General features: G+C 63.2%; 22 protein-coding genes. 3 read left to right on the top strand and 19 right to left on the bottom strand.

Annotated elements, in window-relative coordinates:
- Positions 1–85: 85 nt before the first annotated feature.
- The 4 genes from CJU94_RS13000 to guaB form a co-directional block, all read right to left on the bottom strand.
- Positions 86–907, bottom strand: a complete 822-nt coding sequence (locus CJU94_RS13000) for a hypothetical protein (RefSeq protein ID WP_157763740.1) — start codon at positions 905–907, stop codon at positions 86–88.
- 612 nt (positions 908–1,519) lie between these two features.
- Positions 1,520–3,103 (bottom strand): glutamine-hydrolyzing GMP synthase, encoded by a 1,584-nt coding sequence (gene guaA, locus CJU94_RS12995; protein ID WP_095420336.1) that lies wholly within the window; start codon positions 3,101–3,103, stop codon positions 1,520–1,522.
- 204 nt (positions 3,104–3,307) lie between these two features.
- Positions 3,308–4,033 (bottom strand): hypothetical protein, encoded by a 726-nt coding sequence (locus CJU94_RS12990; RefSeq protein WP_095419015.1) that lies wholly within the window; start codon positions 4,031–4,033, stop codon positions 3,308–3,310.
- A gap of 6 nt (positions 4,034–4,039) precedes the next feature.
- Complete coding sequence (guaB, locus tag CJU94_RS12985) at positions 4,040–5,500, bottom strand: IMP dehydrogenase (RefSeq protein WP_095419014.1); 1,461 nt, start codon at positions 5,498–5,500, stop codon at positions 4,040–4,042.
- Between the two features lie 272 nt (positions 5,501–5,772).
- Between guaB and CJU94_RS12980 the strand changes: the two genes are divergently transcribed.
- Positions 5,773–6,750 carry a DMT family transporter gene (locus tag CJU94_RS12980; protein WP_095419013.1) on the top strand — a complete coding sequence of 326 codons (978 nt, stop codon included), beginning with the start codon at positions 5,773–5,775 and terminating at the stop codon, positions 6,748–6,750.
- A 105-nt stretch (positions 6,751–6,855) separates the two neighbouring features.
- On the opposite strand, the gene CJU94_RS12975 is transcribed toward CJU94_RS12980, so the two are convergent.
- Together CJU94_RS12975 and CJU94_RS12970 are read right to left on the bottom strand one after the other, a co-directional pair.
- Entirely contained in the window at positions 6,856–7,188 is a 333-nt protein-coding gene (locus tag CJU94_RS12975) for an RnfH family protein (RefSeq protein ID WP_095419012.1), read from the bottom strand.
- Positions 7,185–7,622 (bottom strand): type II toxin-antitoxin system RatA family toxin, encoded by a 438-nt coding sequence (locus CJU94_RS12970; protein ID WP_028199353.1) that lies wholly within the window; start codon positions 7,620–7,622, stop codon positions 7,185–7,187. Before CJU94_RS12970 ends, CJU94_RS12975 begins: the two co-directional genes overlap by 4 nt.
- 100 nt (positions 7,623–7,722) lie before the next feature.
- On the opposite strand from CJU94_RS12970, the gene smpB reads away from it, so the two are divergent.
- The gene (smpB, locus tag CJU94_RS12965) at positions 7,723–8,169 is read left to right on the top strand and encodes an SsrA-binding protein SmpB (RefSeq protein WP_007181451.1); all 447 of its coding nucleotides are present in this window, start codon (positions 7,723–7,725) and stop codon (positions 8,167–8,169) included.
- Between the two features lie 253 nt (positions 8,170–8,422).
- Here the strand turns inward: smpB and CJU94_RS12960 are convergent, their stop codons facing one another.
- The 3 genes from CJU94_RS12960 to ppsA form a co-directional block, all read right to left on the bottom strand.
- On the bottom strand, positions 8,423–9,355 hold the full coding sequence (locus CJU94_RS12960) for an SPFH domain-containing protein (RefSeq protein WP_095419011.1): 933 nt from the start codon (positions 9,353–9,355) through the stop codon (positions 8,423–8,425).
- A 50-nt stretch (positions 9,356–9,405) separates the two neighbouring features.
- Positions 9,406–9,861, bottom strand: coding sequence for an NfeD family protein (locus tag CJU94_RS12955; protein WP_095419010.1), 456 nt, complete (start codon positions 9,859–9,861; stop codon positions 9,406–9,408).
- A gap of 167 nt (positions 9,862–10,028) precedes the next feature.
- The gene (gene ppsA, locus CJU94_RS12950; protein WP_095419009.1) at positions 10,029–12,431 is read right to left on the bottom strand and encodes a phosphoenolpyruvate synthase; all 2,403 of its coding nucleotides are present in this window, start codon (positions 12,429–12,431) and stop codon (positions 10,029–10,031) included.
- Positions 12,432–12,971: 540 nt separating this feature from the next.
- Here ppsA and ppsR point away from each other — a divergent pair.
- The gene (gene ppsR / locus CJU94_RS12945) at positions 12,972–13,787 is read left to right on the top strand and encodes a posphoenolpyruvate synthetase regulatory kinase/phosphorylase PpsR (RefSeq protein WP_091793354.1); all 816 of its coding nucleotides are present in this window, start codon (positions 12,972–12,974) and stop codon (positions 13,785–13,787) included.
- Between the two features lie 63 nt (positions 13,788–13,850).
- On the opposite strand, the gene CJU94_RS12940 is transcribed toward ppsR, so the two are convergent.
- From CJU94_RS12940 to CJU94_RS12895, 10 genes are all read right to left on the bottom strand, one after another.
- Positions 13,851–14,636, bottom strand: coding sequence for a TrmH family RNA methyltransferase (locus tag CJU94_RS12940; protein WP_095420335.1), 786 nt, complete (start codon positions 14,634–14,636; stop codon positions 13,851–13,853).
- An 85-nt stretch (positions 14,637–14,721) separates the two neighbouring features.
- The gene (rnhB, locus tag CJU94_RS12935; protein ID WP_095419008.1) at positions 14,722–15,465 is read right to left on the bottom strand and encodes a ribonuclease HII; all 744 of its coding nucleotides are present in this window, start codon (positions 15,463–15,465) and stop codon (positions 14,722–14,724) included.
- Complete coding sequence (gene lpxB, locus CJU94_RS12930) at positions 15,462–16,631, bottom strand: lipid-A-disaccharide synthase (RefSeq protein ID WP_095419007.1); 1,170 nt, start codon at positions 16,629–16,631, stop codon at positions 15,462–15,464. Before lpxB ends, rnhB begins: the two co-directional genes overlap by 4 nt.
- A gap of 3 nt (positions 16,632–16,634) precedes the next feature.
- The gene (gene lpxA, locus CJU94_RS12925) at positions 16,635–17,423 is read right to left on the bottom strand and encodes an acyl-ACP--UDP-N-acetylglucosamine O-acyltransferase (protein ID WP_095419006.1); all 789 of its coding nucleotides are present in this window, start codon (positions 17,421–17,423) and stop codon (positions 16,635–16,637) included.
- A 103-nt stretch (positions 17,424–17,526) separates the two neighbouring features.
- Positions 17,527–17,991: a 3-hydroxyacyl-ACP dehydratase FabZ gene (gene fabZ / locus CJU94_RS12920; protein WP_006048683.1), complete on the bottom strand. Its 465-nt coding sequence runs from the start codon at positions 17,989–17,991 to the stop codon at positions 17,527–17,529.
- Positions 17,992–18,249: 258 nt separating this feature from the next.
- A complete protein-coding gene (gene lpxD / locus CJU94_RS12915; RefSeq protein ID WP_095419005.1) occupies positions 18,250–19,362 on the bottom strand; it encodes a UDP-3-O-(3-hydroxymyristoyl)glucosamine N-acyltransferase in 1,113 nt (370 codons plus the stop codon).
- Positions 19,363–19,437: 75 nt separating this feature from the next.
- Entirely contained in the window at positions 19,438–19,959 is a 522-nt protein-coding gene (locus tag CJU94_RS12910; RefSeq protein ID WP_208645366.1) for an OmpH/Skp family outer membrane protein, read from the bottom strand.
- A gap of 61 nt (positions 19,960–20,020) precedes the next feature.
- Positions 20,021–22,324, bottom strand: a complete 2,304-nt coding sequence (gene bamA / locus CJU94_RS12905) for an outer membrane protein assembly factor BamA (RefSeq protein ID WP_095419003.1) — start codon at positions 22,322–22,324, stop codon at positions 20,021–20,023.
- Positions 22,325–22,391: 67 nt separating this feature from the next.
- Entirely contained in the window at positions 22,392–23,777 is a 1,386-nt protein-coding gene (rseP, locus tag CJU94_RS12900; RefSeq protein WP_095419002.1) for an RIP metalloprotease RseP, read from the bottom strand.
- A 7-nt stretch (positions 23,778–23,784) separates the two neighbouring features.
- Entirely contained in the window at positions 23,785–24,990 is a 1,206-nt protein-coding gene (locus CJU94_RS12895; protein WP_095419001.1) for a 1-deoxy-D-xylulose-5-phosphate reductoisomerase, read from the bottom strand.
- Positions 24,991–24,992: the final 2 nt, after the last annotated feature.

Here is a 24,992-nt window from a genome sequence, read left to right as displayed (position 1 = left end):
CCGCTAGGAATCCGATGTTGGCCGCCCGATTTGCCTGACATAACGAATCAGGCAACTTTCTTCACAATCCATATAATTCAATAACTTACAGCGTATTCTGCCCGACAGGCCAGTTGCGGCGCACTTCCCTCGCTTTCGCCTGGAACGTTCGCCAGGCCTCTCCTCGAAGCGGTGCATCCTCGTTGTAAAACAGCACGTTACGAACCGTTTGGTAGCTTACAGACTCCGACAACTTATCTGATGCTCTCCGTGCGACGCGCCGAGCAAGGTCAGTGCGAGAGAGATTGGGAACGTCAGACGCCACCTGCTGGGCGATCTCGAAATACAGCTGGTGTCTATGCTGCGTCTCAGCACGGGGACCGGTCTGTTGCCTGTATCCAGCGGCGTGACTATGCCGTTCAACCCTGGCCTGATGACGGGACAACACGGAGAGCCCCTCTGGCATCGGCCAGGAAGAAGCCGCTGCCCATCGGAGAAAAGCAAGAACCCGTATGGATGCCTGTTGCCCTGGCGATTTGATCGCTAACCGGCCTCCCTGCACAGCATGCCGAACCGCCTCCATCCGGCGCTGATACTCCTTCTCATGGATCCCATAGCCGGGGACCTCCTCCGCCGCGTAAACGAGGTCGGCCGCTGCAATTGCAGACTTCGGATCGATACCCAGCGACAGCAGGACCAGTTCACCAGGCGCCGCCCACAGGCAGTCAGACCACTCCTGGAATCGCGCCGGGAAAATTTTGGCCAGATCCCGGACGTCATCGTCGACCGCAGAGGCCGAAGTGGCATCGCAGTCTTGATTGATGATGTCCGGCGATTCGATCCCGGTCGCGGATGACGCTCGACCCGGCACGATGCCAGCTGCATCGGAAACCTGATCAGGAAAAAAAGAAGTGGGGAAAGCATTCACGTCATGAACCCTCAAAATCGTTGCGATCGGCGATGCACTGACCTGACGCGATGAACACGTCATTGAAGGACATAGCCGTGAAACGAGCGAGGGGAACGGACACCACCTAAGCCGGAACGGGACCGGCAACTCGTGCTCTCGGATTCCACGCCCTGGATGGACCATGGAAACCACATAGCCTCATTCTACCCTGCCGGACGCGGGCGCATCCGAGCGTGGTTTGCCAAGGCCCGCAAGCAATTTTCTCTCAGGCGAGGGATGGTTCTCATCGTACGGCGCCGTAGCTGCCTCCGGCTGACGTGCAACTGTCTTACAGGGTATGTTTGAGCAATCCACCTGGCATGGAGCCATCGCAACCGTGAGTTGGCATGCCGCCCATGCTCTTCCAGTCGCGCCAGCAGGGTTCTGCCCGCCAGTCCGCCTCCACACCTGTTTATGCGACTACAATGCGAAACGGCCTGGCAATTGCCAAGCCGTTTCCTGTCCAAATCCTGTCCAAATCCGGGCTTGGACAGCGGACGAACTGAACCGGAAACCCGGTCATGAACTATCGCACCATCAACGAATGCGCTGCAGCGGGAGTCGACTAAGCCCCTGATTCGTCAGGATTTTTCACTCCCACTCGATGGTCGCCGGCGGCTTACCCGAGATGTCATACACCACCCGGTTAATCCCGCGCACTTCGTTGATGATCCGGTTCGACACATGCCCCAGCAGTTCATGCGGCAGATGCGCCCAATGCGCGGTCATGAAGTCCAGCGTCTGCACGGCGCGCAGCGCAACCACATATTCGTAAGTGCGGCCGTCGCCCATCACGCCGACGCTCTTCACCGGCAGAAACACCGCGAACGCCTGGCTCGTCAGATCGTACCAGGACTTGCCGGTTTCCTTGTCGATGAAGGTGCGCAGCGTCTCGATGAAAATCGCGTCCGCTCGGCGCAGCAGGTCCGCGAAATCGCGCTTCACCTCGCCGAGAATCCGCACGCCCAGACCCGGGCCCGGGAACGGATGGCGGTACACCATGGCCGGCGGCAAACCGAGCTTGACGCCGAGTTCGCGCACTTCGTCCTTGAACAGTTCGCGCAACGGTTCGAGCAGCTTCAGATTCAGCGTCTCGGGCAGGCCGCCCACGTTGTGGTGGCTCTTGATGGTTTGCGTGGCCTTCTTGCCCTTGCCGGCCGATTCGATCACGTCCGGATAAATCGTGCCTTGCGCGAGCCACTTCGCATCGGTCAGCTTGCCGGCTTCGGTCTGGAACACCTCGACGAATTCCGCGCCGATGATCTTGCGCTTCGCTTCCGGATCGGTCACACCGGCCAGCTTGCGCAGGAACACCTCGCTCGCGTCGACGTGAATCACCTTCACGCCCAGGTGGTCCGCGAAGGTCGCCATCACCTGCTCGGCTTCGTTCAGGCGCAGCAGGCCGTGGTCGACGAACACGCAGGTCAGCTGATCACCGATCGCGCGGTGCAGCAGCGCCGCCGCCACCGACGAATCCACCCCGCCCGAGAGCCCCAGAATCACGTGTTCCTGACCGACCTGCTCACGAATCTTCGCGACGGCCTCGTCGATATAGTGGCCCATTTCCCAATCCGGCCGCGCGCCGCAGATCTTCAGCACGAAGCGTTCGAGCATGGCGCGGCCCTGCACGGTATGCGTGACTTCCGGGTGCCACTGCAGGCCGTAGAAATGGCGCTTTTCGTCGGCCATCGCCGCGATCGGGCACGATTCCGTCGACGCCATCAGCGCGAAGCCCGGCGGCATTTCCAGCACCTTGTCGCCGTGGCTCATCCACACCTTCAACATGCCATGACCTTCCGCCGTGGTGAAATCGCTGATGCCTTCGAGCAGGCTCGTATGGTTGCGTGCGCGCACTTCGGCATAACCGAACTCGCGCAGGTGGCCGATATCGACCTTGCCGCCGAGCTGCTCGGCCATAGCCTGCATGCCGTAGCAGATGCCGAGCACCGGCACGCCGAGTTCGAACACGGCTTGCGGCACGCGCGGCGTGTCCGTTTCGGTGACCGAGCTCGGGCCGCCGGAGAGGATCACGCCCTTCGGCGCGAAGTCGCGAATGAACGACGCATCGACGTCGTACGGGTGAATTTCCGAATACACGTTGGCTTCGCGAACGCGACGTGCAATCAGTTGGGTGACTTGCGAACCGAAGTCGAGGATCAGAATCTTGTCGTGCATGGCAGCGGACGGAGTCAAAGAGTAAGCGGATACGGAATGCCGCGCACAGCGCGCGGCGTTGAATTCAAAGCGGTCCACGTGGGGACGATCGAGCGTGAAGCGTGACGATGCAGCGGCGTGGCCCGTACGGCGCCACATACCGTGGCCTGCGGCAAGCGCAAACGAAATCCGGTGACTTCGGCGGACGGCGTGGCGCGCGACGCCTCAGCCATGAAGCGGCGGCCGGGGCGCGTTGGCGGCGCCATCGCGGGCTTCGTCACGCGCGGCCGCGGCTTCTGCCCGCGCTGCGCGTTCGGAGGCCGTCAGGCCGGCTTCGTCGGCCACGGGGTGAAGCGGCGCCGCGACAGGACTGGCGGAATCGAGAGGCCGCGTAACCGGCATGACGGGCTCAACGACCGGCTCGGCGCGATACACCGGAAAGCCCGCTGTCACGCGGCCCGGCTCGCGGCGGTTGGCCGCGTCTTTTGCCGCGTCTTTGACAGCCTGCTTTTCGGCGCGTTCAGCGGCGGCGGCTTCGACCAGCCGCACTTTCTCGCGCCGCCGCACCGCGCCCGACAAACGCACGCCACCCAGACCGATCACCAGCAGCACGACACCCGTCAGCACCGCGACGATCTGACCGAAACCGGTCAGCGCCGGCGTATGCAGGCCGAGCAGCCAGACCAGCATCAGCACGCCGGTCAGCCAGTTCACATGGCCGACCACCCGCGCGACCGAGGACGTCAGCGCTCCGTCGATCGACGCGTGCAAGGCCAGCCACGCAAGCCCGATCAGCGCCACGCCAAACCCCTGGCCGACCAGAGCCGGCTGGGTCTGCACCAGAAGCAGCGCGTTGTACAACGAAGTCCACGGCGTCAGCAGAAACAGCAGGCCGAACGCAAGCAACAGCAAGGCATCGAGGATGAGTACACCGCGCAGCAATGGCTTCATTGGCGTTTAGTCCACGTGGTAGTTGGGTGCTTCCTTGGTGATCTGCACATCATGCACATGCGACTCACGCAAGCCCGCGCCCGTGATCTGCACGAACTCGGCCTTGTCGTTCATCTCGGCGATGGTGCGGCAGCCGCAATAGCCCATGCTGGCGCGCACGCCGCCGATCAGCTGGAACAGGATCGCGTTGACCGAGCCCTTGTAGGCGACGCGGCCTTCGATACCTTCCGGCACCAGCTTGTCGATGTTCGCGGAGTTGTCCTGGAAGTAGCGATCGGCCGCGCCGTCTTTCATCGCGCCGACCGAGCCCATGCCACGGTACGACTTGTACTGACGGCCCTGGAACAGGAACACGTCGCCCGGCGCTTCTTCGGTGCCGGCGAACATGCTGCCCATCATCACGGCATTCGCGCCGGCGGCCAGCGCCTTGCTGACGTCGCCGGAGAAACGCACGCCGCCGTCGGCGATGACCGGCACACCCGTGCCCTTCAGCGCTTCGGAAACGTTCGAGATCGCCGTGACCTGCGGCACGCCCACGCCCGCGACGATCCGCGTCGTGCAGATCGAGCCCGGGCCGATACCGACCTTCACGCCGTCCGCGCCGTATTCGACGAGCGCCTTGGCGGCCGCCGCGGTGGCGATGTTGCCGCCGATCACTTCGACGTGCGGGAAGTTCTGCTTGACCCACTTGACGCGCTCGAGCACGCCCTGGCTGTGGCCGTGCGCGGTATCCACGACGATCACGTCGACGCCCGCCTGCACCAGCAGCTCGACGCGCTCTTCGTTATCTGCGCCCACACCGACCGCCGCGCCTGCGCGCAACTTGCCATGTTCGTCTTTACACGCGTCCGGGTGTTCGGTCTGCTTGGTGATGTCCTTGACGGTCATCAGGCCGCGCAGTTCGAATGCGTCGTTGATCACCAGCACGCGCTCGAGGCGGTGGCTGTGCATCAGCGCCTTGGCTTCGGCGAGCGGCGTGCCTTCCTTGACGGTGACGAGGCGCTCGCGCGGCGTCATGATGTTGCGCACCGGCTCGTCCAGACGCTCTTCGAAGCGCAGGTCACGGTTGGTGACGATCCCCACCAGTTGCGCGCCTTCGACAACCGGGAAACCCGAAATGCCATGCTGGCGCGACAGCGCGATCACGTCGCGCACCTTCATTTGCGGCGGCACGGTGATCGGATCGCGCACGACACCCGACTCGAAACGCTTCACCTTGGCGACTTCACGCGCCTGTTCGGTAGCCGTGAGGTTCTTGTGGATGATGCCCACGCCACCCATTTGCGCCATGGCGATGGCGAGGCGGGCTTCGGTGACCGTGTCCATGGCGGCGGACACGAGCGGCATATTCAGGGAGATGTTGCGGGTCAGCCGGGTCTTGAGGCTGGTGTCGCGCGGCAGAACATCGGAGAAAGCCGGGACGAGGAGCACGTCATCGAACGTGAGTGCTGTTTGGATCAGACGCATGGCAAATCCTATAGGCGCAAAAGCGAATTATACGCGATACCTCCCTGGTTTTCACTGCACTAACAGCAGCTTAGCGAATTTCAGGTCGTTTTTTCGCGTGATCGGGCCGCCTGGATTTCGCTTGGCTGTTCGCCTCGGGTTCGATCCGGTTTCGTTTGCGCGTTCGGGTGCAGCAAGGCGTCGCCGGGTCCGAATGCAGAATCGAACAAGACGCCGGGGCCGCCAACCCGCTATTCTGCCGACCATTCCAGTTTTTCTTGCAGGAGCAGTCGATGCAGCGTGGCGTGGCTTATGGAGTTCTGGCCGGAGCCCTATGGGGCATGGTGTTTCTGGTGCCGCGCGTGCTGCCCGATTTTTCGCCGCTGCTGCTGAGCGCCGGCCGCTACACCATGTACGGCGCGGTCTCGCTGGCCGCCGCGCTGCCCATGGCGCGCTCGCTCGTCAAACGCCTGACCCGCGAGGATCTCGGCGCGCTCGTGAAGCTGGCGCTGGCCGGCAACCTGCTCTATTACCTGCTGCTGACGACGGCCGTGCACCTGATCGGCATCGCGCCGGCCTCGCTGATCGTCGGCGTGCTGCCCGTCACGGTGACGCTGCTCGGCCGGCGCGATCACGGCGCGGTGCCGCTCGCCCGCCTCGCCTGGCCGCTGGCGATGGTGATGGCGGGCATCGCCTGCATCAACATCGACGTGTTTACGGTGGCGGACAGCACGCCGGTGAGCGTCGCCACCAAACTGCTCGGACTGGCCTGCGCGGTCGGCGCGCTGGGCTGCTGGACGTGGTTCGCGGTCGAAAACGCCCGCTATCTGCAGCGCCAGACGCATTTCAGCGGCAATGAGTGGTCGGTTCTTTGGGGTGTCGTGACAGGCGCGCTCGGCGCCGCGCTGTGGCTCGTGATCGCCGTGCTGCCGTCGGGCGGCCCGCAAGACGAGTTGGCCGACGGCCGCTGGCACACCTTCTGGCTGCTCAATCTGGGCCTCGCGATCGGCGCATCGTGGCTCGGCAACGGGCTGTGGAACGCCGCGTCGAAACGGCTGCCGCTGACGCTGTCCGGCCAGATGATCGTGTTCGAGACGCTTTTCGCGCTGCTTTACGCGTTCATTTACGACCAGCGACTGCCGCGCCCGCCGGAACTGGCGGCCATTCTGCTGCTGGTGGCCGGCGTGTGCTGGTCGGTGCGCCAGCATGCCGACGACGATACGTCCGCAACGACACCAATCAAGGACAAGCCGCAAGTGTCGGCTCCTTGAGACCGGGCGCGCCCGGCATTGCCTGACGCACGGCTTCGCTGCCCCATCACCACGCCTCACGTGTCAACTGGCCGCGCGGCTTCCCGCACCCTGACCGCACTCCCCCTACCGCGAATCCTTGTTCTGCCAGCGCCGCCCTTCGATCGAGCCAGCCTTGCGGGTCTTCTCGACGCGGCGTTGACGCGACACCTTGGGATCGACCAGCAGCGGCCGGTAAATCTCCACCCGATCGTGGTCGGCGAGCACCGCGTCGAGCGGTTTGAGCTTGCCGAATACGCCCACCTTCTGCGTGCCAAGATCGATCTGCGGGAAACGCTTCAGGATGCCGCTCGCGTCCAGCGCCTGCTGCAGCGTGGCGCCTTCCGGTAGTTCCACGGCGATCAGCGCCTGCTCGCCGGGCGACGCGTAGCAGACTTCAATCGACAAGCGCGCGCTCATGCCTTACCGTAGCGCTGGTCGGCGCGCTTCACGAACGATTCGACGAAGGTATTCGCGATGTGACTGAACACCGGACCAATGATCTTCTCGAGAATGATGTTGGTGAATTCGTAGTGCAGCGCGAATTCGATCTTGCAGGCGTCGGCGCGCAACGGTGTGAAGCGCCAGAAGCCGGTGAATTTGCGAAACGGGCCGTCCGCGAATTCCATGTCGATGCGCGTGGGCCGCTCCATACTGTTGCGCGTGGCGAAATGCTGCTTGATGCCCTTGAAGTTGATATCGATCTTCGCCTCCATGCCGGTTTCGTCCTGCCGGCGAATTTCGACTCCCCCGCACCAAGGCAGGAAGTTGGGGTAATCGGCGACGTCGGTGACGAGGTCGAACATCTGTTCCGCCGAATGGCGGATCAACACGGTTTTCTGGACATCTGCCATAAATTGAACAGCGCGTGGCAAGGGTGGACGAGCGCAGCGGGCTTTCCTTGCCCCGCTTTGCTAAAATCGTGATTTTAAACGAGTTGGGCACTTTCCATTCATGAGCATCATCGACAACAGAAAAGCCTTCTACGACTACTCGGTCGAAGAACGCTATGAAGCAGGGCTCGTGCTCGAAGGATGGGAGGTCAAGGCGCTGCGCGCCGGGCGCGGCCAGATCAAGGAAGGTTATGTGGTGATCCGCAATAACGAACTGTTCCTGATCGGCACGCACATCAGCCCGCTGCCCGAAGCCTCGACCCATATCAACCCCGACCCGGTGCGCACGCGCAAGCTGCTTCTGCATAGCGAAGAGATCAGCAAGCTGATCGGCAAGGTCGAGCAGCGCGGGTACACGCTCGTGCCGCTGAACTTCCACTACAAAGGCGGCCGCGTCAAATGTGAGATCGGTCTGGCCAAAGGCAAGAAGCAGCACGATAAGCGCGAGACGGAGAAGAAGCGCGATTGGGAACGCGAGAAGGCGCGCTTGATGCGCTCGCCGAGTTGACGGATGGATTCGGCTGATCGGATCGGCGGCCGGCGCTGCGCGGATATGTCGCGCCTCGTTTGCCACCAACGCGCCGGAATCGACTCACAGGCGGCGCACAACCCGGCCCGTGAGCGCTCAAGCGAAAATGGCCCGCGGACTTCGCGGGCCATTCTTCTTTTCAACAGGTTAAAGCGCATCCGGCGGGTTCTGCGCGACATGCGCAGCGGTGCGCTGGCCTCAGCGCCACCCACTGTGCGCAGTGGTACGACGCTCAGCGCATCTCAGCCGCACCCTTCCCTTTGTTCACGATCGTCAGCGCCGAAGCGATCATCGAACTCATGTCGGCAAGGTTGCCCGGCACGATCAGCGTGGTGCCCTGCTTCGCCAGATTGCCGAACGCGTTCACATATTGTTCGGCCACCTTGAGATTGACCGCTTCCATCCCGCCATTCGACTGAATCGCCGCTGCAATCTTCTGAATCGCCTGCGAGTTCGCTTCGGCCACGGCCAGAATCGCCGATGCCTGACCCTGCGCCTGATTGATCGCCGCCTGCCGCTCGCCCTCCGACTTCTGGATCGCCGCCTCACGGCCGCCGGACGCGATGTTGATCTGCTCCTGCTTGCGCCCTTCCGAAGCGGCGATCAACGCGCGCTTTTCCCGCTCGGCGGTAATCTGCGCCTGCATCGCGTGCAGAATCTCCTTGGGCGGCGTCAGGTCCTTGATCTCGTAGCGCAGCACCTTCACGCCCCAGTTCGAGGCCGCTTCATCGAGCGACGAGACGATGCTGTGGTTGATGAAGTCGCGCTCCTCGAAAGTCTTGTCCAGTTCGAGCTTGCCGATGACCGAGCGCAGCGTGGTCTGCGACAACTGCGTGATCGCGAACACGAAGTTGCTCGATCCGTACGAGGCCTTCATGGGATCGGTGACCTGAAAGTACAGCACGCCGTCCACCTGCAGCTGGGTGTTGTCGCGCGTGATACAGACCTGGCTCGGCACCTCGAGCGGAATTTCCTTGAGAATGTGCTTATAGGCAATCCGGTCGACAAACGGAAACGCAAAGCTCAAACCCGGCGTCAGCGTACGGTGATAGCGGCCAAGCCGCTCCAGAACCCACGCATGCTGCTGCGGCACGATCTTGATGGTCTGCGCCGCCAGTACGATCACGATGATCAGAAGCACCGCCCCCACGATGGTCGAATCCATTACTGTCCTCCGGTCCCTGGTTGGAATAGTTGTGTGTGCTGCGAGAAGACTCAGGCCGTGGTGGCCCGTTTGGTCGAATGGCGGGCCGCCACGACGACGAGGCAACTGCCGCGCAATTCCGTGATTTCGTAGAGCTGTGCGTCTTCAGGTTCGCCCGCGGCCAGTTCGACATCCCATGCCGCGCCGCGATAATTGACGCGCGCCCTGCGCTCGTGCCAGGCCGGCACCGTGAGCGTCTGGCCGATGTCGAGATTGACGTCCGGGTTGCGCGACGCCTCCTTGCGCGTTCTGCGGCCAAACCGCGAACGCCTGAGCAGCAGGACCGCCGCCAGCGCCACCACGGCCGCGGCCGCGAACTGCACGTCGGCTGCGGCGCCCAGGAGATGCGCGATAGCGGCCGCCACACAGCCCAGCGCGATCATCAGCAGATAGAACGTGCCGCTGAGCAATTCCAGCACGACCAGCACGCCCGCCCCGATCCACCAGAACAATCCACCTGGCGCCACGTCGACCTCCACAAAGCAAAACACCCCGGATCTACCGGGGTGTTTATAGCACGAAGCGGGGGCATTTCAACGGGCGGCGCAGTACGGTTTAACGTGCATTGGGGCGCACGTTTGAAATACCGCGCCGCGCGTTATGCATGCCGCCTGAAAACGGCATGCCGCTCGCATTACTTCGTCGACTTAGCCAGCTGCTGCCACGTTTCGATGATCGTATCCGGATTCAGCGAGATCGACTTGATGCCTTCGTCGGTCAGCCACTGCGCGAAGTCCGGGTGATCCGACGGGCCCTGACCGCAGATACCGACGTACTTGTCCAGTCGCAGGCAGGTTTCAATCGCGCGCTTCAACAGGAACTTGACCGCCGGATCGCGTTCGTCGAAGTCGACTGCCAGCAGTTCCATGCCGGAGTCGCGGTCGAGGCCGAGCGTGAGCTGCGTCAGGTCGTTCGAGCCGATCGAGAAGCCGTCGAAGAACTGCAGGAATTCTTCAGCGAGGATCGCATTCGACGGCACTTCGCACATCATGATCAGGCGCAGGCCATTCTCGCCGCGCTTCAGGCCGTACTTGGCCAGCAGCCCGACCACGCGCTCCGCCTGCTTCAGCGTGCGCACGAACGGGACCATGATCTCGACGTTGTCGAGGCCCATCTCTTCGCGCACCCTCTTCAGCGCGATGCATTCCATCTGGAACGCTTCGGCGAAGTCGTCGGCGATGTAGCGCGACGCGCCACGGAAACCCAGCATCGGGTTTTCTTCGTCCGGCTCGTAGCGCGAACCGCCGATCAGCTTCTTGTACTCGTTCGACTTGAAGTCGGACAGACGCACGATCACGGGCTTCGGATAGAACGCCGCCGCGATCGTGGCGATGCCTTCGGTCAGCTTGTCGACGTAGAACGCGCGCGGCGATGCATGACCACGAGCAACGCTTTCCACCGCCTTCTTCAGGTCCTGATCGATGTTCGGGTATTCGAGAATCGCCTTCGGGTGAACGCCGATGTTGTTGTTGATGATGAACTCGAGCCGCGCCAGACCCACGCCTGCGTTCGGCAGCTGCGAGAAGTCGAAGGCCAGTTGCGGGTTGCCGACGTTCATCATGATCTTCACCGGAATCGGCGGCAGTTCGCCGCGCTGCACTTCGGTGATTTCGGTTTCCAGAAGGCCGTCGTAGATCTTGCCTTCGTCGCCTTCCGCGCACGACACGGTGACCAGCGCGCCTTCCTTCAGCACGTCGGTCGCGTCGCCGCAGCCGACCACCGCCGGCACGCCCAGTTCACGCGCGATGATCGCCGCGTGACAGGTACGGCCGCCGCGATTCGTGACGATCGCCGATGCACGCTTCATGACCGGCTCCCAGTTCGGGTCGGTCATGTCGGCGACCAGCACGTCGCCCGGCTGCACACGATCCATTTCCGACGGATCGTGAATCACGCGCACCGGACCCGCGCCGATCTTCTGACCGATCGCGCGGCCCGTGGCCAGCACGTTCGATTGACCCTTCAGCTTGAAGCGCTGCTCGGCCTTGCCCGCCGCCTGGCTCTTCACTGTTTCCGGACGCGCCTGCAGAATGAAGATCTTGCCGTCGCGGCCGTCTTTGCCCCACTCGATGTCCATCGGACGCTCGTAGTGCTTTTCGATGATGACGGCGTACTTAGCCAGCTCGATCACGTCTTCGTCCGTGATCGAGAAGCGGTTGCGCTGCTCGTGCGCGACGTCGACGGTCTTCACGCGGCCTTCTTCGCCCGCCTTGGTGAATTCCATCTTGATCAGCTTCGAGCCGATGGAACGACGGATGATCGGGTACTTGCCTTGAGCGAGCGTGGTCTTGTAGACGTAGAACTCGTCCGGATTCACCGCGCCTTGCACGACGGTTTCGCCCAGACCGTAGCTCGACGTGATGAACACGGCGTCCTTGAAGCCCGATTCGGTGTCCAGCGTGAACATCACGCCGGCCGCGCCGACGTCCGAGCGCACCATGCGCTGCACGCCCGCCGACAACGCGACTTCAGCGTGGGTGAAGCCCTTATGGACGCGATAGGAGATAGCGCGGTCGTTGTATAGCGACGCGAACACGTGCTTCATGCGATCGAGCACGTCGTCGATGCCGACCACGTTGAGGTAGCTCTCCTGCTGGCCCGCGAACGATGCGTCCGGCAAGTCTTCCGCCGTTGCCGAAGAACGCACGGCAAAGGACAGCTCTTCAGGCGAGCTGTTTTGCAGGGTGTCGAAGCCCGCACGGATATCAGCCTCGAGTTGCGGCTGCAGCGGCGCCTCGACGATCCATTGACGGATCTCCTTGCCCGCTTCGGCGAGCGCCTTCACGTCGTCGACGTCGAGCGTTTCGAGACGTTTGGCGATGCGTTCAGTCAGATTGTTGTGATTCAGAAAGTCACGGAAAGCCAGCGCCGTGGTGGCGAAACCGGTCGGCACGCGCACGCCGGCTTCGGCGAGCTGACTGATCATCTCGCCAAGCGACGCGTTCTTGCCGCCGACAATCTCCACATCGGTCATCCGCAACTGCTCGAACGGAACTACATACGCCTTATCCTTTGCGACGGTAACTGCGTTAGTCATACAAGCCCCTAAGTGTGAAAGAAATTCACGGTTGTGCAAGTGGGCTTGGACGCGAGACGCCCATTGGGAGCGTGACCTCGCGTCTTGCACAACCTGTTGGAGAAGCAATCGCCGCCAATCGCCCGACGCACCGGATGCACTGATGCGCGACGAAGAACGCGAATGGACGAATTTACCGATCGATCCACCACGTTCGCCGCAACATGGCGACTAAAATACCGGTCAAAAGCGAGGCGTTGACCGACCGTTCGGGGTGAGTTAGACGCCAATCGCCTGCAATTGCTTATCCAACAGGTTGCCGCTATTCTACCGTGCCGACTTTGAAAATGTGACAGTCGGACGAGAATTGCGCCTCGAATCGCGCCCCGGACCGGCTGACGGGCCTTTGCGAGGCCCCGCCGCCATCCGGGCGCAGTTGCGGTGCCCACGGTGCGCTGGTTGCACGCCGCTGCGCTCTCCGGTCAGCCACCGGGCAGCGGCGCCGACACAGCGATGTTTCATTCGAGCGTTTTTTCGCGCTCACGTTCCCCAGCCCCACTGATGCCGCCCACCGTATTCATCGTCTCCGACGGTACCGGGATCACTGCCGAAACCTTCGCGCATTCGATCCTCTCCCAGTTCGACCAGAAGTTCCGCCTGGTTCGCGTGCCCTTCGTCGACTCGACGGAAAAGGCCTACGCCACGCTCGAAAAGATCAACGAAGCCATCCAGCAGGACGGTCGCCGTCCGATCGTCTTCACGACGCTGGTGGACAGCGCGTCGAATCAGATCGTCAAAGGCTCGAATGCGCTCGTGCTGGACATGTTTCAGACCTTCGTCGAGCCGCTCGAACAGGAACTGGAACTGAAGTCGAGCCACGCCATGGGCCGCGGCCACCAGAACGCGGATACCGAGGAGTACAAGAACCGGATCGAGGCGATCAATTTCTCGCTCGCTCACGACGACGGCCAGTCCAACCGCAACCTGGCGGATGCCGACGTGATTCTGGTCGGCGTCTCGCGCAGCGGCAAGACGCCGACGAGCCTCTATCTGGCCATGCAATATGGCGTGAAAGCGGCCAACTATCCGCTGATTCCGGAAGATTTCGAGCGCGGCAAATTACCTACGCCGCTGCTCGCGCATCGGCAGAAGATGTTCGGCTTGTCGATCGATCCGCAGCGGCTTTCGGAGATTCGCAACGAGCGCCGTCCCGGCAGCAAGTACGCCGCGCCGGAGAATTGCCGCTATGAGATCAACGAAGCCGAAACGATGATGCGGCGGGAAGGGATCAAGTGGCTGTCGTCGACGCACAAGTCGATCGAAGAAATCGCAACGACGATCCTGCAGGAAATCAAACTCGACCGGCCGGCATATTGAGCCGCCCGGCAAGCGAGACGGCCTGAAGAAGCAACACGCGCAACAATGCGCGTGTCGCCCGCGTCAAGCACGCCCGCGCTGCTGGCGGCACTGCTCGAACACGCACACGGCCGCCGCGGCCGCCACATTCAGCGACTCCATGCCGCCCGGCTGGGGAATCGTTACCCGCAATGAGACCGCATCGCGCCAGATCTGCGAGACGCCCGCCCCTTCGTTGCCGAACACCCACGCGAGCGGGCCGCTCAGATTGCAATCGTAGATCGCCTCGGCGCCGTGCGAATCCGTAATAACGATCGGCACCGCGAGGCGCTCGATCAGCGGCTGCGCTTGCACGTCCTCGTGGATCTGCAGCAGGAAATGCGCGCCCATGCCCGAGCGCAGCACCTTCGAGGACCACGCGTACGCCGTACCCGGCGCGCAGAACACCTGCTGAATGCCCGCGGCCGCCGCGCTGCGCAAAATCGAGCCGACGTTGCCCGCGTCCTGCACGCCGTCGAGTACGAGGCAGGTTTGCGCAACCGTATCGGGCAGCGGCGTGTCGAGCTTGTCGACCAGCAGCAGAATGCCAACCCCGTGCACGACATTCGACAACTGCCCGAATAGCGCATCCGGCAGTGTCACGACACGATGATCTTCGATGCGCGAAACGATCGCCTGGGCTTCGTCGTGACGCAACGCGCCGTCGGTGACGATGCACATTTCCGGCTGCCCGGCGACGTCGAGATACGCGCTCGCGAGGTGAAACCCTTCGAGCAGCGCGTGGCCGCTTTTGCGCTGTTGATGCGTCGAACCGGCCAATGCCTTCAGACGTTTGTAGAGCGGATTGTCCCGCGAGGTGATGGCTTTCACAGGCAGCGACGACAGTGAGAATGAGGAAAGGGTTGGCGCGGTGGCAGGCTGCTGCACGTCACGCCCATGGGGCGCTTGTGCCAGCTTAGACGCCGCTGAGTTCGCCGAAGGCGTCGTCGTCGAGCATCGCGCCGGGCATGATGACCCTGTCACCGGCCGGCAATGTCACCCCCGTGCCGAAACGCAGATGCGCTTCCCGCACCGGCGCGAACGAACGCCGATGATGCTCGCAAGGCCCGTGTTCACGCAGCGCCGCGAGATGCTGCGGCGTGCCGTAACCGGCATGCGCATTGAAGCCGTAGACCGGATGCGCCTGGTGCAATTCGAGCAGCATGCGGTCCCGCGTGACCTTGGCAAGAATCGAGGCTGCCGAGATGCTCTTGACGAGCGCGTCGCCGCCGATCACTGCTTCGCTGCGAACACTCAGCGCCGGACAGCGATTGCCGTCGACTTTCACGAGCGTCGGCACGACGGAGAGGCCTTCCACGGCGCGCTTCATGGCCAGCATGGTGGCGTGCAGGATGTTCAGCGAATCGATTTCTTCCACCGATGCCGAAGCGATGCAATAAGCAAGCGCCCGGTCCACGATCTTGTCGTACAGATCGTCACGCTTTTTCGCGCTCAGCGCTTTGGAATCGTCGAGGCCGCGAATCATCGGCTTCGCCGGATCGAAAATCACCGCCGCGGCCACGACCGGGCCGGCCAGCGGCCCGCGCCCGGCTTCGTCGACGCCGCAGACAATGTCGTCCGGCGTCTCGAAGTTCAGGCCGACCTGCTGCGCCGCCGCTCCGGCAACGGTTTTGCGGCGAGGTGCACGCGCGCTGGTCACGGCCGCGCCCTGCGCTTTTCGATGACGCCCGCCACGACTTCCGCCGCACGCTGCGCGGTATTCTGCTTCAGCACGTGATGCATCTCCGTGAAGATTTCTGTCAGCGTGCGCCGGTTGGTCTCGTCGCGCAACTGTTTCAGCGTGGCTTCGGCCAAGGCCTGAGGCGTGGCGAAGTGCTGCAGGATCTCCGGCACCACGAAACGCCCCGCGAGAATGTTCGGCAGACCGACGTAGGGCAGATAGCCCTGACGGCGCATGATCTGGCCGGTCAGCCAGGGCACCTTGTACGAGATCACCATCGGCTTTTTCAGCAGCGCGGCTTCCAGCGTCACGGTGCCGCTCTTCACGAGAATCGCGTCAGCCGCGGTCATGGCGAGTTGCGACTGGCCGTCGGTAATCGTCAGCGCGAGGCCGGGGTGGGAATCCACCAGCGGCCGCAGCATCTCGCGCAGCGCCGGCGTGGCCGCCGGCATCACGAAGCGCAGACCGGGCTCCTGGTGCTGCATCATCTCCATCGCGGCGAAGAACGTCGGGCCGATCAGATCGATCTCCGAGCGCCGGCTGCCCGGCAGCACCGCGATGATCGGGCCCTCTTCCGCAAGACCCAGCGCCCGGCGCGCGCCGAGCGTGTCCGGTACGAGCGGAATCTCATCGGCAAGCGGATGGCCCACGTACGAAGCCGCGACGCCCGCCTTCTCCAGCAGCGCCGTTTCGAACGGAAACACGCACAGCATGTGGTCGACCGCCTTGGCGATCTTCTTGATGCGCCCGCCGCGCCATGCCCAGATGGACGGACACACGAAGTGCACGGTCGGGATCCCGGCGTCGCGCAACGGATGCTCGAGACCGAAGTTGAAATCGGGCGCATCCACGCCGACGAATACTGCCGGCGGTTCGGCCAGCAGTTGGCGCTTCAGTTCGTTGCGAATGCCGAGAATGCCCGGAATGTGCTTCAGTGCCTCGACATAGCCGCGCACCGACAGCTTTTCCATCGGGAAGTGGGCGTCGAAGCCCGTGGCGATCATGCGTGGCCCGCCGATCCCGTAGTACTGGGTGCCGGCCGGCAAACGGCTCGCGAGACCGTCGAGCAGCGACGCCGCCAGCAGGTCGCCGGACGGTTCGCCGGCCACCATCGCGACGCGCAGTGGACTGGGTTGCAATGCCATCGGTTAGCGGATGATGCCGCGCTGCGACGCTTCGACGAACGCGAGCAGCGTCTGCACCGGTTCGTCACCGTCGCCGCCCGCGGACGCGAGTTCGCGCAACTGGACCTTCGCCTCTTCCAGCGACAGGCCGTTCTTGTACAGCACGCGATAAGCCGCGCGCAGCGCCGAGATCGCGTCCGGCGAGAAACCGCGGCGGCGCAGGCCTTCGACATTGATGCCATGCGGTTCGGCCTTGTTGCCGGCGGCGATCACGAACGGCGGAATGTCCTGCACCAGCGCCGACGCGCCGCCCAGCATGGAATGCTCGCCGATGCGCACGAACTGATGCACGCCTGACATGCCGCCCACGATCGCGTGGTCGCCGATCGTGACGTGGCCGGCCATCTGCGCATTGCTCGACAGAATGACGTTGCTGCCGACGTGGCAGTCGTGCCCGATGTGCACGTACGCCATGATCCAGTTGTCGTCGCCAAGCGTGGTGACGCCCGCGTCCTGCATCGTGCCGGTGTGGATCGTGGTGAATTCGCGGATCGTGTTGCGGTTGCCGATCACGAGCCGGGTCGGCTCGTCCTTGTACTTCATGTCCTGCGGACGGCCGCCGACCGATGCGTAGTGGCCGATCCGGTTGTCTTCGCCGAGCGTGGTGTGACCTTCGATCACGCTGTGCGAACCGATCGTGGTCCGCGCGCCGATCGTCACATGTGCGCCGATCACGGCATACGGTCCGACTTCGACGGATTCGTCGAGTTGCGCGCCCGGTTCGACGATCGCAGTGGGATGAATCCTGCTCATGCGTCCTCGCTTCTGATTCTGTTGCGTTGTCTGGATGGGCATCTGGCGGGGCGAGCAGCGCGTGTGTCACGCCGCCGCGACCGCCCGGACACTGGCTTGAGCGTCAAGCGTCCTTGTCCGTGTGCCGCACCGCGCACATCAGGTCGGCTTCCGCCGCTACCACGCCATCCACTTCGGCGCGCGCCTTGAACTTCCAGATGCCGCGCATATGACGCTCGAACGTGCAGTTCAGGATCAGCTGGTCGCCCGGTTCCACCACGCGCTTGAAACGCGCGTTGTCGATGCCGACGAACAGATACAGCGTGTTCGACGGGTCGCTCGGCTCTTCCGAAAACGTCAGCAGAGCCGCCGTTTGCGCGAGCGCTTCGAGAATCAGCACGCCCGGCATGACCGGACGGGTCGGGAAATGACCCTGGAAATACGGTTCGTTGATCGACACGTTCTTCAACGCTTTGATGCTCTTGTGCGGCTCGAGTTCGAGCACCCGGTCGACCAGCAGGATCGGGTAACGATGTGGCAGCAGCGTGAGAATCTTATGAATGTCGAGATTGATTTTTTCGGTGCTCATGGTGTTTCTACTCACGCATTGACTGCGCGATGATGACTGCGGATGCTGGTGCAGGTGGGTTGATAACGCATGCTGCCGGCGCTCGCCATGACCCGGCGGCCGTGCCACCCGGTCACGGCAACCGACTTTGCTTCCTGATGCTCGCCCGCTATTTTACGCGGTGCCGGCCGGTTGCCCTGCGAAATGCCAGGCGAATTGTTGCGCGAGTCGGCTGTGGCTTACCCTGGTGCCTTACCTGGTACCTTACCCTGGTACCTCTCAGGCTTGGTCGTCTGCGCCACGGCTTGCGGCATTGGCAGCCGGACTGCCCTGCTTCTCAGCCGCGGCGTTTTCGAGCGCCTTGATACGATCGCGGAGTTTGTCGATATTGCGCAGCAACGCCGCGCTCTTGTTCCAGTCTGCATGGTTCACGGCCGGGAAGGCACTGGTGTACATACCAGGCTTCAGCAGCGACTTCGAGACGCCTGACTTCGCGGTGACGATCACATAGTCGGCGAGGGTGACGTGCCCGGCGATCCCAACCGCGCCGCCGATCATGCAATGACGGCCGATCGTCGTGCTGCCCGCAATGCCCGCGCAGCCGGCGATCACCGTATAGGCCCCGACCTTGCAGTTGTGGCCGATCTGCACGAGATTGTCGATCTTCACGCACTCTTCGATGATGGTGTCGGCCATCGCGCCACGGTCGATCGTGGTGTTCGCACCGATTTCGACGTCTGCCGCAATGGACACGCCGCCGACCTGCGGAATCTTCACCCAGCTGCCGGTACGCGCCTCACCCTCGCCGACGAAATCCGGCGCGAAGCCGAAACCGTCCGAGCCGATCACCGCGCCCGCGTGCACGATCACGCGCTCGCCGAGCTTGCAACCGTAGTACACCGCGACATTGGGATAAAGATGCGAGCCCGCGCCGATGCGCGTGCCCCGGCCGACCACGACATTGGCGTCGAGCCGCACGTTTTCGCCGATCACCGCGCCCGCTTCCACCGTGACGTGCGGGCCGATCACCGCGCTCGCGGCAATCTGCGCCGACGGGTCGATGGTTGCGCTCGGATGCACGCCGGGCACCGCCTTGGGTGCGGCGAGGTCGATGAAGGTTTGCGCGACGCGCGCAAAGTAAGCGTACGGATTCGGCGTGACGATGAAGTTACGATTCTCGCGGGAAGCGAGTTTGGCGAGGTCGTCGGCGTTGATCAGCACCGCGCCCGCACGGGTCGTTTCGACCTGCGACAGGTACTTCGGATTGGCGAGGAACGCCAGCTGGTCCGGGCCTGCCTGGTCGAGCGGCGCGAGACTGCCGACGCGCTGCGAACCATTTCCGACTACTTCACCGCCGAACCGCTGGACGATGTCCTCGAGCGTAAATGCCATGCCTGTCCTGTCTCCTACTGTTCAGTTCAACTTGTGAGATCTTGCGCTGCCGGGTCACCTGAGCGGCTGCCGCGATCAGTTACCCGACGCCGCCAGGGCCTTGAGCACCTGATCGGTGATATCGATACGCGGACTCACGTACACCGCTTCCTGAACGATCAGATCATAGTGCTGCGCCTCGGCGATCTGCTTGATCACCTTGTTCGCGCGGTCGAGCACCGCCGCCAGTTCTTCGTTGCGGCGCTGGTTCAGATCCTCGCGAAACTCACGTTGCTTGCGCTGGAAGTCCGTGTCGAGTTGCGACAGATCGCGCTGCTTCTGCGCGCGATCGGCGGGCGACATCGACGCACCGTTCTTGTCGAGGGAGTCGGACGTCGCCTTCAGCTTCTGCGCCATGTCGGCAAGGTCCTTGTCACGCTTGGCGAACTCGGCCTCGAGCTTGACCTGCGCGGCCTTCGCGGCAGCGGATTCGCGCAGGATCCGGTCGGAATTCACCGCCGCGATCCTTGCCTCCTGCGCATGCGCCACCCCGACACCCAAGGTCATTGCCAGCGCCAGCGCGCACGCCACACGTTTCGAAAACATACCGGTTAGCAAAGTCATCCTCTCGATACTGTAGTTTGGCCAGCCGCTCCTGGCCGAGCCGCCAGCCGCCGGATCAGAACGCCGTCCCGATCTGGAACTGGAATTTCTGGTACTGGTCGCCCGTATGCTTCGTGAGCGGGAAGCCCAGGCTCAGCTTGAGCGGACCGATCGGCGAGATCCACGCCAGACCGACACCATAGCCGTAACGCAGGCCGTTGGCGCCGATACTGTTGCCCTCCGTGCCCCACACGTTACCGGCGTCGAGGAACGTGAAGACACGCAGCGTGCGGTCGTAACCCGTGCCCGGCAGCGGGAACGTCAACTCGACGTTACCCACCAGCAGCTTCGAGCCGCCGATCGGGTCGTTCGTCTTCGCGTCGCGCGGACCCAGCGAGCTCGGCTCGTAGCCCCGCACCGAACCGATACCGCCCGCATAGTAGTTCTTGAAAATCGGATAAGGCTTGCCGCCGAGGCCGTTACCGTAACCGCCCTGGAAGTTGAAGCCCAGCACGAACCCGCGCGAGAACGAATAATAGTACTGCGCGTTGATGTCGGCCTTGTAGTACTGCGTGCCGCCGATCGGCGTGCCGTATTCGGCGTTCGCCTGCGTGAAGTAACCACGGCTCGGCACCAGTGCGCTGTCACGCGCGTCGCGTGACCAGCCTACCGTGATCGGCACGTTGTTCGACACGCGGCCGAATTCGTGCACGTAGTCGATATAGCTTTGCGGCGTGTTCGCGTCGATGTCCAGCTGGTTCTGCTCGAGGCCGGCGCCAAAGTAGACCGTGTCCACTTCGGAGAACGGAATACCGAACTTCAGGTCGCCACCGATCGTGACGATCTTGAAGCTCGAATCCGTGGAGTAATACAGCGGCTGATATGTACGGTAATAAACGTCGGTAATACGCTTGATGCCGTCGACCGTGAAGTACGGATCGACCTGCGTGACCGTCAGCGTGCGGTACGTCTTCGCGGTATTAATGTTCACCGCGAGACTCGTGCCCGAGCCGAACACGTTGTCCTGGGACACGCCCGCGGAGAGCACCACCTTGTCGGTCGACGAGAAGCCCGCGCCCAGCGTGATCGCGCCGGTCGGCTTTTCGGCCACCTTGACGTCCACGTCGACCTGGTCGGGTGTGCCTTCCACCGGCACCGTGGTCACGTCGACATCCGTGAAGTAGCCGAGACGGTTGATCCGGTCTTTCGACAGCGCGAGGCGGTTCGAATCGAACCACGAGCTTTCGAGCTGGCGCATTTCGCGGCGCACCACTTCGTCACGCGTGCGGGTGTTGCCCACCACGTTGATGCGGCGCACGTACACGCGGCGGCTCGGGTCCACCTGCAGCGTGAGGTCCACCTTGTGGTTGGACTGGTCGATCTGCGGCTGCGCGTTGACGGTGGCGAACGCATAGCCGTATTCGCCCAGCTTGTCGACGATCGCCTTGGTGGTGGCCTGCAGCTTTTCAGCCGAGAAGCGGTCGCCCGGTTTGATCTTGATGAGCTTCGCCAGCTCCGGCTCGCGGTCGAGCAGATTGCCCGCCAGCTTGATGCTCGAAATCGTGTACGGCTCGCCTTCATGCAGCGTGACCGTGAGATACATGTCCTTCTTGTCCGGCGAGATCGACACCTGGGTGGAATCGATGTTGAACTCGAGGTAGCCGCGGTTCAGGTAATACGAGCGGACGTTTTCGAGGTCGCCGGTGAGCTTGTCTTTCGCGTACAGGTCGTTCTTCGTGTACCACGAGAACCAGTTCGGCGTGGACAACTGCATTTCGTCGCGCAGCGTACCCGTGCTGAACGCCTTGTTGCCGATGAAGTTGATCTGGCGGATCTTCGCGCTCGGCCCTTCGGCCACCGAGAACAGCACGGACACGCGGTTGCGGTCGATCGGCGTGATCGTGGTGGTGACCTCGGCGGCGTAGTAGCCGCGCGTCAGGTATTGGCGCTTCAGTTCCTGCTCGGCCTTGTCGACGAGCGCCTTGTCGTAATAACGGCCCTGCGACAGACCCACGGCGCGCAGCGCCTTGGTCAGGTTTTCCTTGTCGAACTCATGAATGCCGGCGAAATCGATCGTGCCGATAGCCGGACGCTCCAGCACCTGCACGACGACGACATTGCCTTCGGTCGCAATCTTGACGTCGTTGAAGAAGCCCGTGGCATACAGGGCGCGAATGGCCTCCGATGCCTTGTCGTCGCTGAAGGTGTCGCCTTGCTTGATGGGCAGGTAGGCGAACACCGTACCAGGTTCGACGCGTTGCAATCCCTCGATCCGGATGTCTTGCACCACGAAGGGCGTCGTTGCGTGAGCAACCAGCCCATGCGCGGCGAATGCCGCGGCTATAACCGTCTTTGGAACAAAGCGATGAGGTTTAAACAACGTGCTTCCCCAGTGTGTATAGCTGCATCAGGTCGGGCGGTCGCCATCGTGAACGCCGCCGAACACTTTAAAAATGGATTAAACGAGCCAGATCGTTGAACAGCGCGATCGCCGACAACGCGACGATGCAGGCGAGACCCGCCCTCTGAAAAACGAGTTGCCAGCGATCGGAGACAACTTTACCGGTAACAGCTTCAACCAAATAATATAACAGATGCCCCCCGTCCAATACCGGAATTGGTAACAGGTTCAGTACGCCAAGGCTAATACTGACAAGGGCCAGGAACGACAGGAATGCAGAAGGACCTAGACGTGCGCTCTTTCCCGCGTAATCGGCGATCGTCACCGGGCCGGAAAGATTCTTCAGCGATGCCTCGCCCACGATCATCCTGCCGAACATGCGCACCGAATACACCGCCAGATCCCACGTGCGGCGCGCACCCAGTTGCAGGCTCTCGAGCGGCCCGTAACGCACGTCGATCGACGGCACCTGCGTGGCCAGTTCCGCGCCGATGCGGCCGATCTGCTGGCCCGTCGCTTCGTCACGCTGCGACTGCGGCACGAGGCCGATGTCTTCGAGCCTGGCCGCCGCCGGCCCGCCGCGCTCCACTTGCAGCGTCACCGGTTTGCCGGCGTGCGATTTTACATAAGCGATGAAGGCTGTGGCGTTGTCGGTCGGAATGCCGTCGACGGCGCGCAGACGATCGCCTGCGACGAGCCCGGCTTTCTGCGCCGCGCTGCCCGGCTGCACACCGGCCACCGTCAGCTTGCCACCACCAGGCTCGAAACCGAGATGCGACATGAAGTCGTCATCGACGTCTTTCTCGGTCAGGCCGCGCAGATCGAGCTGAAAGTCCGACGTGCCGTGTGCGTCTTTCGCGCTCAGCACGACGCGCTTGTGATCGAATGCCGCACCCAGCAGCTTCCAGCGCAGGTCCGACCATGAGCGCACCGGCTCGGATTCGCTGGCGTTCTCGGCGCGCACCGCAACGATCGTCTCGCCGCCGTCGAAGCCGGCGAGCGCCGCCGGCGTATTCGGCGCGGGCGCCGCCACCACGGCAGCCGGCTCGGTCACGCCGGTGGCGAAGACCAGCGCGAACAGCACGATGGCAAGGAGGAAGTTCGCGACCGGACCGGCCGCGACGATCGCAAACCGGCGCCACACGGACTGCCGGTTGAACGCATTCGGCAAGGCTTCCGCGGGAATCGGCTCGGCGCCGGTTTCGCGCTCGTCGAGCATCTTCACGTAGCCGCCGAGCGGCAGCGCGGCGATGGTCCATTCGGTGCCCGTTTTCGGGCTCACCCACTGGAACAGCGGCTTGCCGAAGCCGATCGAAAAGCGCAGCACCTTGACGCCGCACAGGCGCGCCACGCTGTAGTGCCCGTATTCGTGGACGACCACGAGTACGCCAATCGCGACCGCGAAGGCGAGCAATTCGATCAGCAGGTTCATGAGCGCCTCACTGGACGGCGCGTTCCGTGCGACGGGCGCCGTCAGGCAGACGCGCGATGAATTCGGCAGCGGCGCGACGCGCGGCGGCGTCCGCTTCGATCACGTCTTCGAGCGCGTGCGCGCTGCGGTTCGGCAATGCGTTGAGCACCGCGTCGACCACCTGGGCAATCGCCATGAAACCGATCCGACGCGACAGGAACGCTTCCACCGCGATTTCGTTCGCGGCGTTCAGGGCCGCGCTCGCCACACCACCCTCGGCCAGCGCCTTCATGGCAAGTGCGAGACACGGGAAACGCGCGTAATCCGGCTTTTCGAACGAGAGCGACGCGATCTGCGCGAGATCGAGCTGCGCGACGCCCGAATCCACGCGATCCGGGAAGGCCAGCGCGTGCGCGATCGGCGTGCGCATGTCGGGGTTGCCGAGTTGCGCGAGCACCGAACCGTCGGCGTAAGAGACCAGCGAGTGAATCACGCTTTGCGGGTGGATCAGCACGTCGATGCGCTCGCCCGGCAGATCGAACAGCCAATGCGCCTCGATCACCTCGAGACCCTTGTTCATCATGGTGGCCGAGTCGACCGAGATCTTGCGGCCCATGACCCAGTTCGGATGCTTGCAGGCTTCTTCCGGCGTGACGTCGACGAGCGTGGCCGGTTCGCGGGTGCGGAACGGGCCGCCCGAGGCGGTCAGAATGATCTTGGAGACGCCGCCGTGCAGCGCGGCTTCGCGCGGCAGGCATTGGAAAATTGCGTTGTGCTCGCTGTCCACCGGCAGGAGCACGGCGCCGTTGTCGCGCACCGCGTCCATGAAGATCGCGCCGGACATGACCAGCGCTTCCTTGTTGGCGAGCAGGATCCGTTTGCCGGCGCGCGCGGCGGCAAGGCTCGGCGCGAGGCCGGCCGCGCCGACGATCGCCGCCACCACCGTATCGCAGCCGTCGCTCTTCGACACGTCGACGAGCGCCTGCGGTCCGTACGTGACCTCGGTCTTGCAACCCGCCTCGCGCAATTTCGCGGCGACGCCGGCGGCCGTCTCGGCGTCGCCAACCACCGCGACTTCGGGCTGAAAGCGCAGGCATTGCTCGACGAGCTTGTCGCCGTTGCGATGCGCGCTCAACGCATAAACCGAAAAACGCTCGGGATGACGCGCGACGACGTCGAGCGTGCTGTCTCCAATCGAGCCCGTGGAACCGAGCAGTGTCAGACGTTTTTGCATAT

This window comes from Paraburkholderia aromaticivorans (assembly GCF_002278075.1).
Classification (GTDB): Bacteria; Pseudomonadota; Gammaproteobacteria; order Burkholderiales; family Burkholderiaceae; genus Paraburkholderia; species Paraburkholderia aromaticivorans.
Note: the sequence above shows the minus strand (reverse complement) of the source record. Positions and strands in the feature narration are given on the sequence as shown.

Coding starts and splice junctions, on each gene's coding strand:
- lpxA (WP_095419006.1), bottom strand. CDS start 17,423: ATGAGCAGGATTCATCCCACTGCGATCGTCGAACCGGGCGCGCAACTC.
- smpB (WP_007181451.1), top strand. CDS start 7,723: ATGAGCATCATCGACAACAGAAAAGCCTTCTACGACTACTCGGTCGAA.
- ppsA (WP_095419009.1), bottom strand. CDS start 12,431: ATGACTAACGCAGTTACCGTCGCAAAGGATAAGGCGTATGTAGTTCCG.
- CJU94_RS12990 (WP_095419015.1), bottom strand. CDS start 4,033: ATGAAGCCATTGCTGCGCGGTGTACTCATCCTCGATGCCTTGCTGTTG.
- CJU94_RS12970 (WP_028199353.1), bottom strand. CDS start 7,622: ATGGCAGATGTCCAGAAAACCGTGTTGATCCGCCATTCGGCGGAACAG.
- CJU94_RS12975 (WP_095419012.1), bottom strand. CDS start 7,188: ATGAGCGCGCGCTTGTCGATTGAAGTCTGCTACGCGTCGCCCGGCGAG.
- fabZ (WP_006048683.1), bottom strand. CDS start 17,991: ATGAGCACCGAAAAAATCAATCTCGACATTCATAAGATTCTCACGCTG.
- guaA (WP_095420336.1), bottom strand. CDS start 3,103: ATGCACGACAAGATTCTGATCCTCGACTTCGGTTCGCAAGTCACCCAA.
- lpxD (WP_095419005.1), bottom strand. CDS start 19,362: ATGGCATTTACGCTCGAGGACATCGTCCAGCGGTTCGGCGGTGAAGTA.
- guaB (WP_095419014.1), bottom strand. CDS start 5,500: ATGCGTCTGATCCAAACAGCACTCACGTTCGATGACGTGCTCCTCGTC.
- CJU94_RS12895 (WP_095419001.1), bottom strand. CDS start 24,990: ATGCAAAAACGTCTGACACTGCTCGGTTCCACGGGCTCGATTGGAGAC.
- rseP (WP_095419002.1), bottom strand. CDS start 23,777: ATGAACCTGCTGATCGAATTGCTCGCCTTCGCGGTCGCGATTGGCGTA.
- CJU94_RS12980 (WP_095419013.1), top strand. CDS start 5,773: ATGCAGCGTGGCGTGGCTTATGGAGTTCTGGCCGGAGCCCTATGGGGC.
- CJU94_RS12960 (WP_095419011.1), bottom strand. CDS start 9,355: ATGGATTCGACCATCGTGGGGGCGGTGCTTCTGATCATCGTGATCGTA.
- lpxB (WP_095419007.1), bottom strand. CDS start 16,631: ATGGCATTGCAACCCAGTCCACTGCGCGTCGCGATGGTGGCCGGCGAA.
- ppsR (WP_091793354.1), top strand. CDS start 12,972: ATGCCGCCCACCGTATTCATCGTCTCCGACGGTACCGGGATCACTGCC.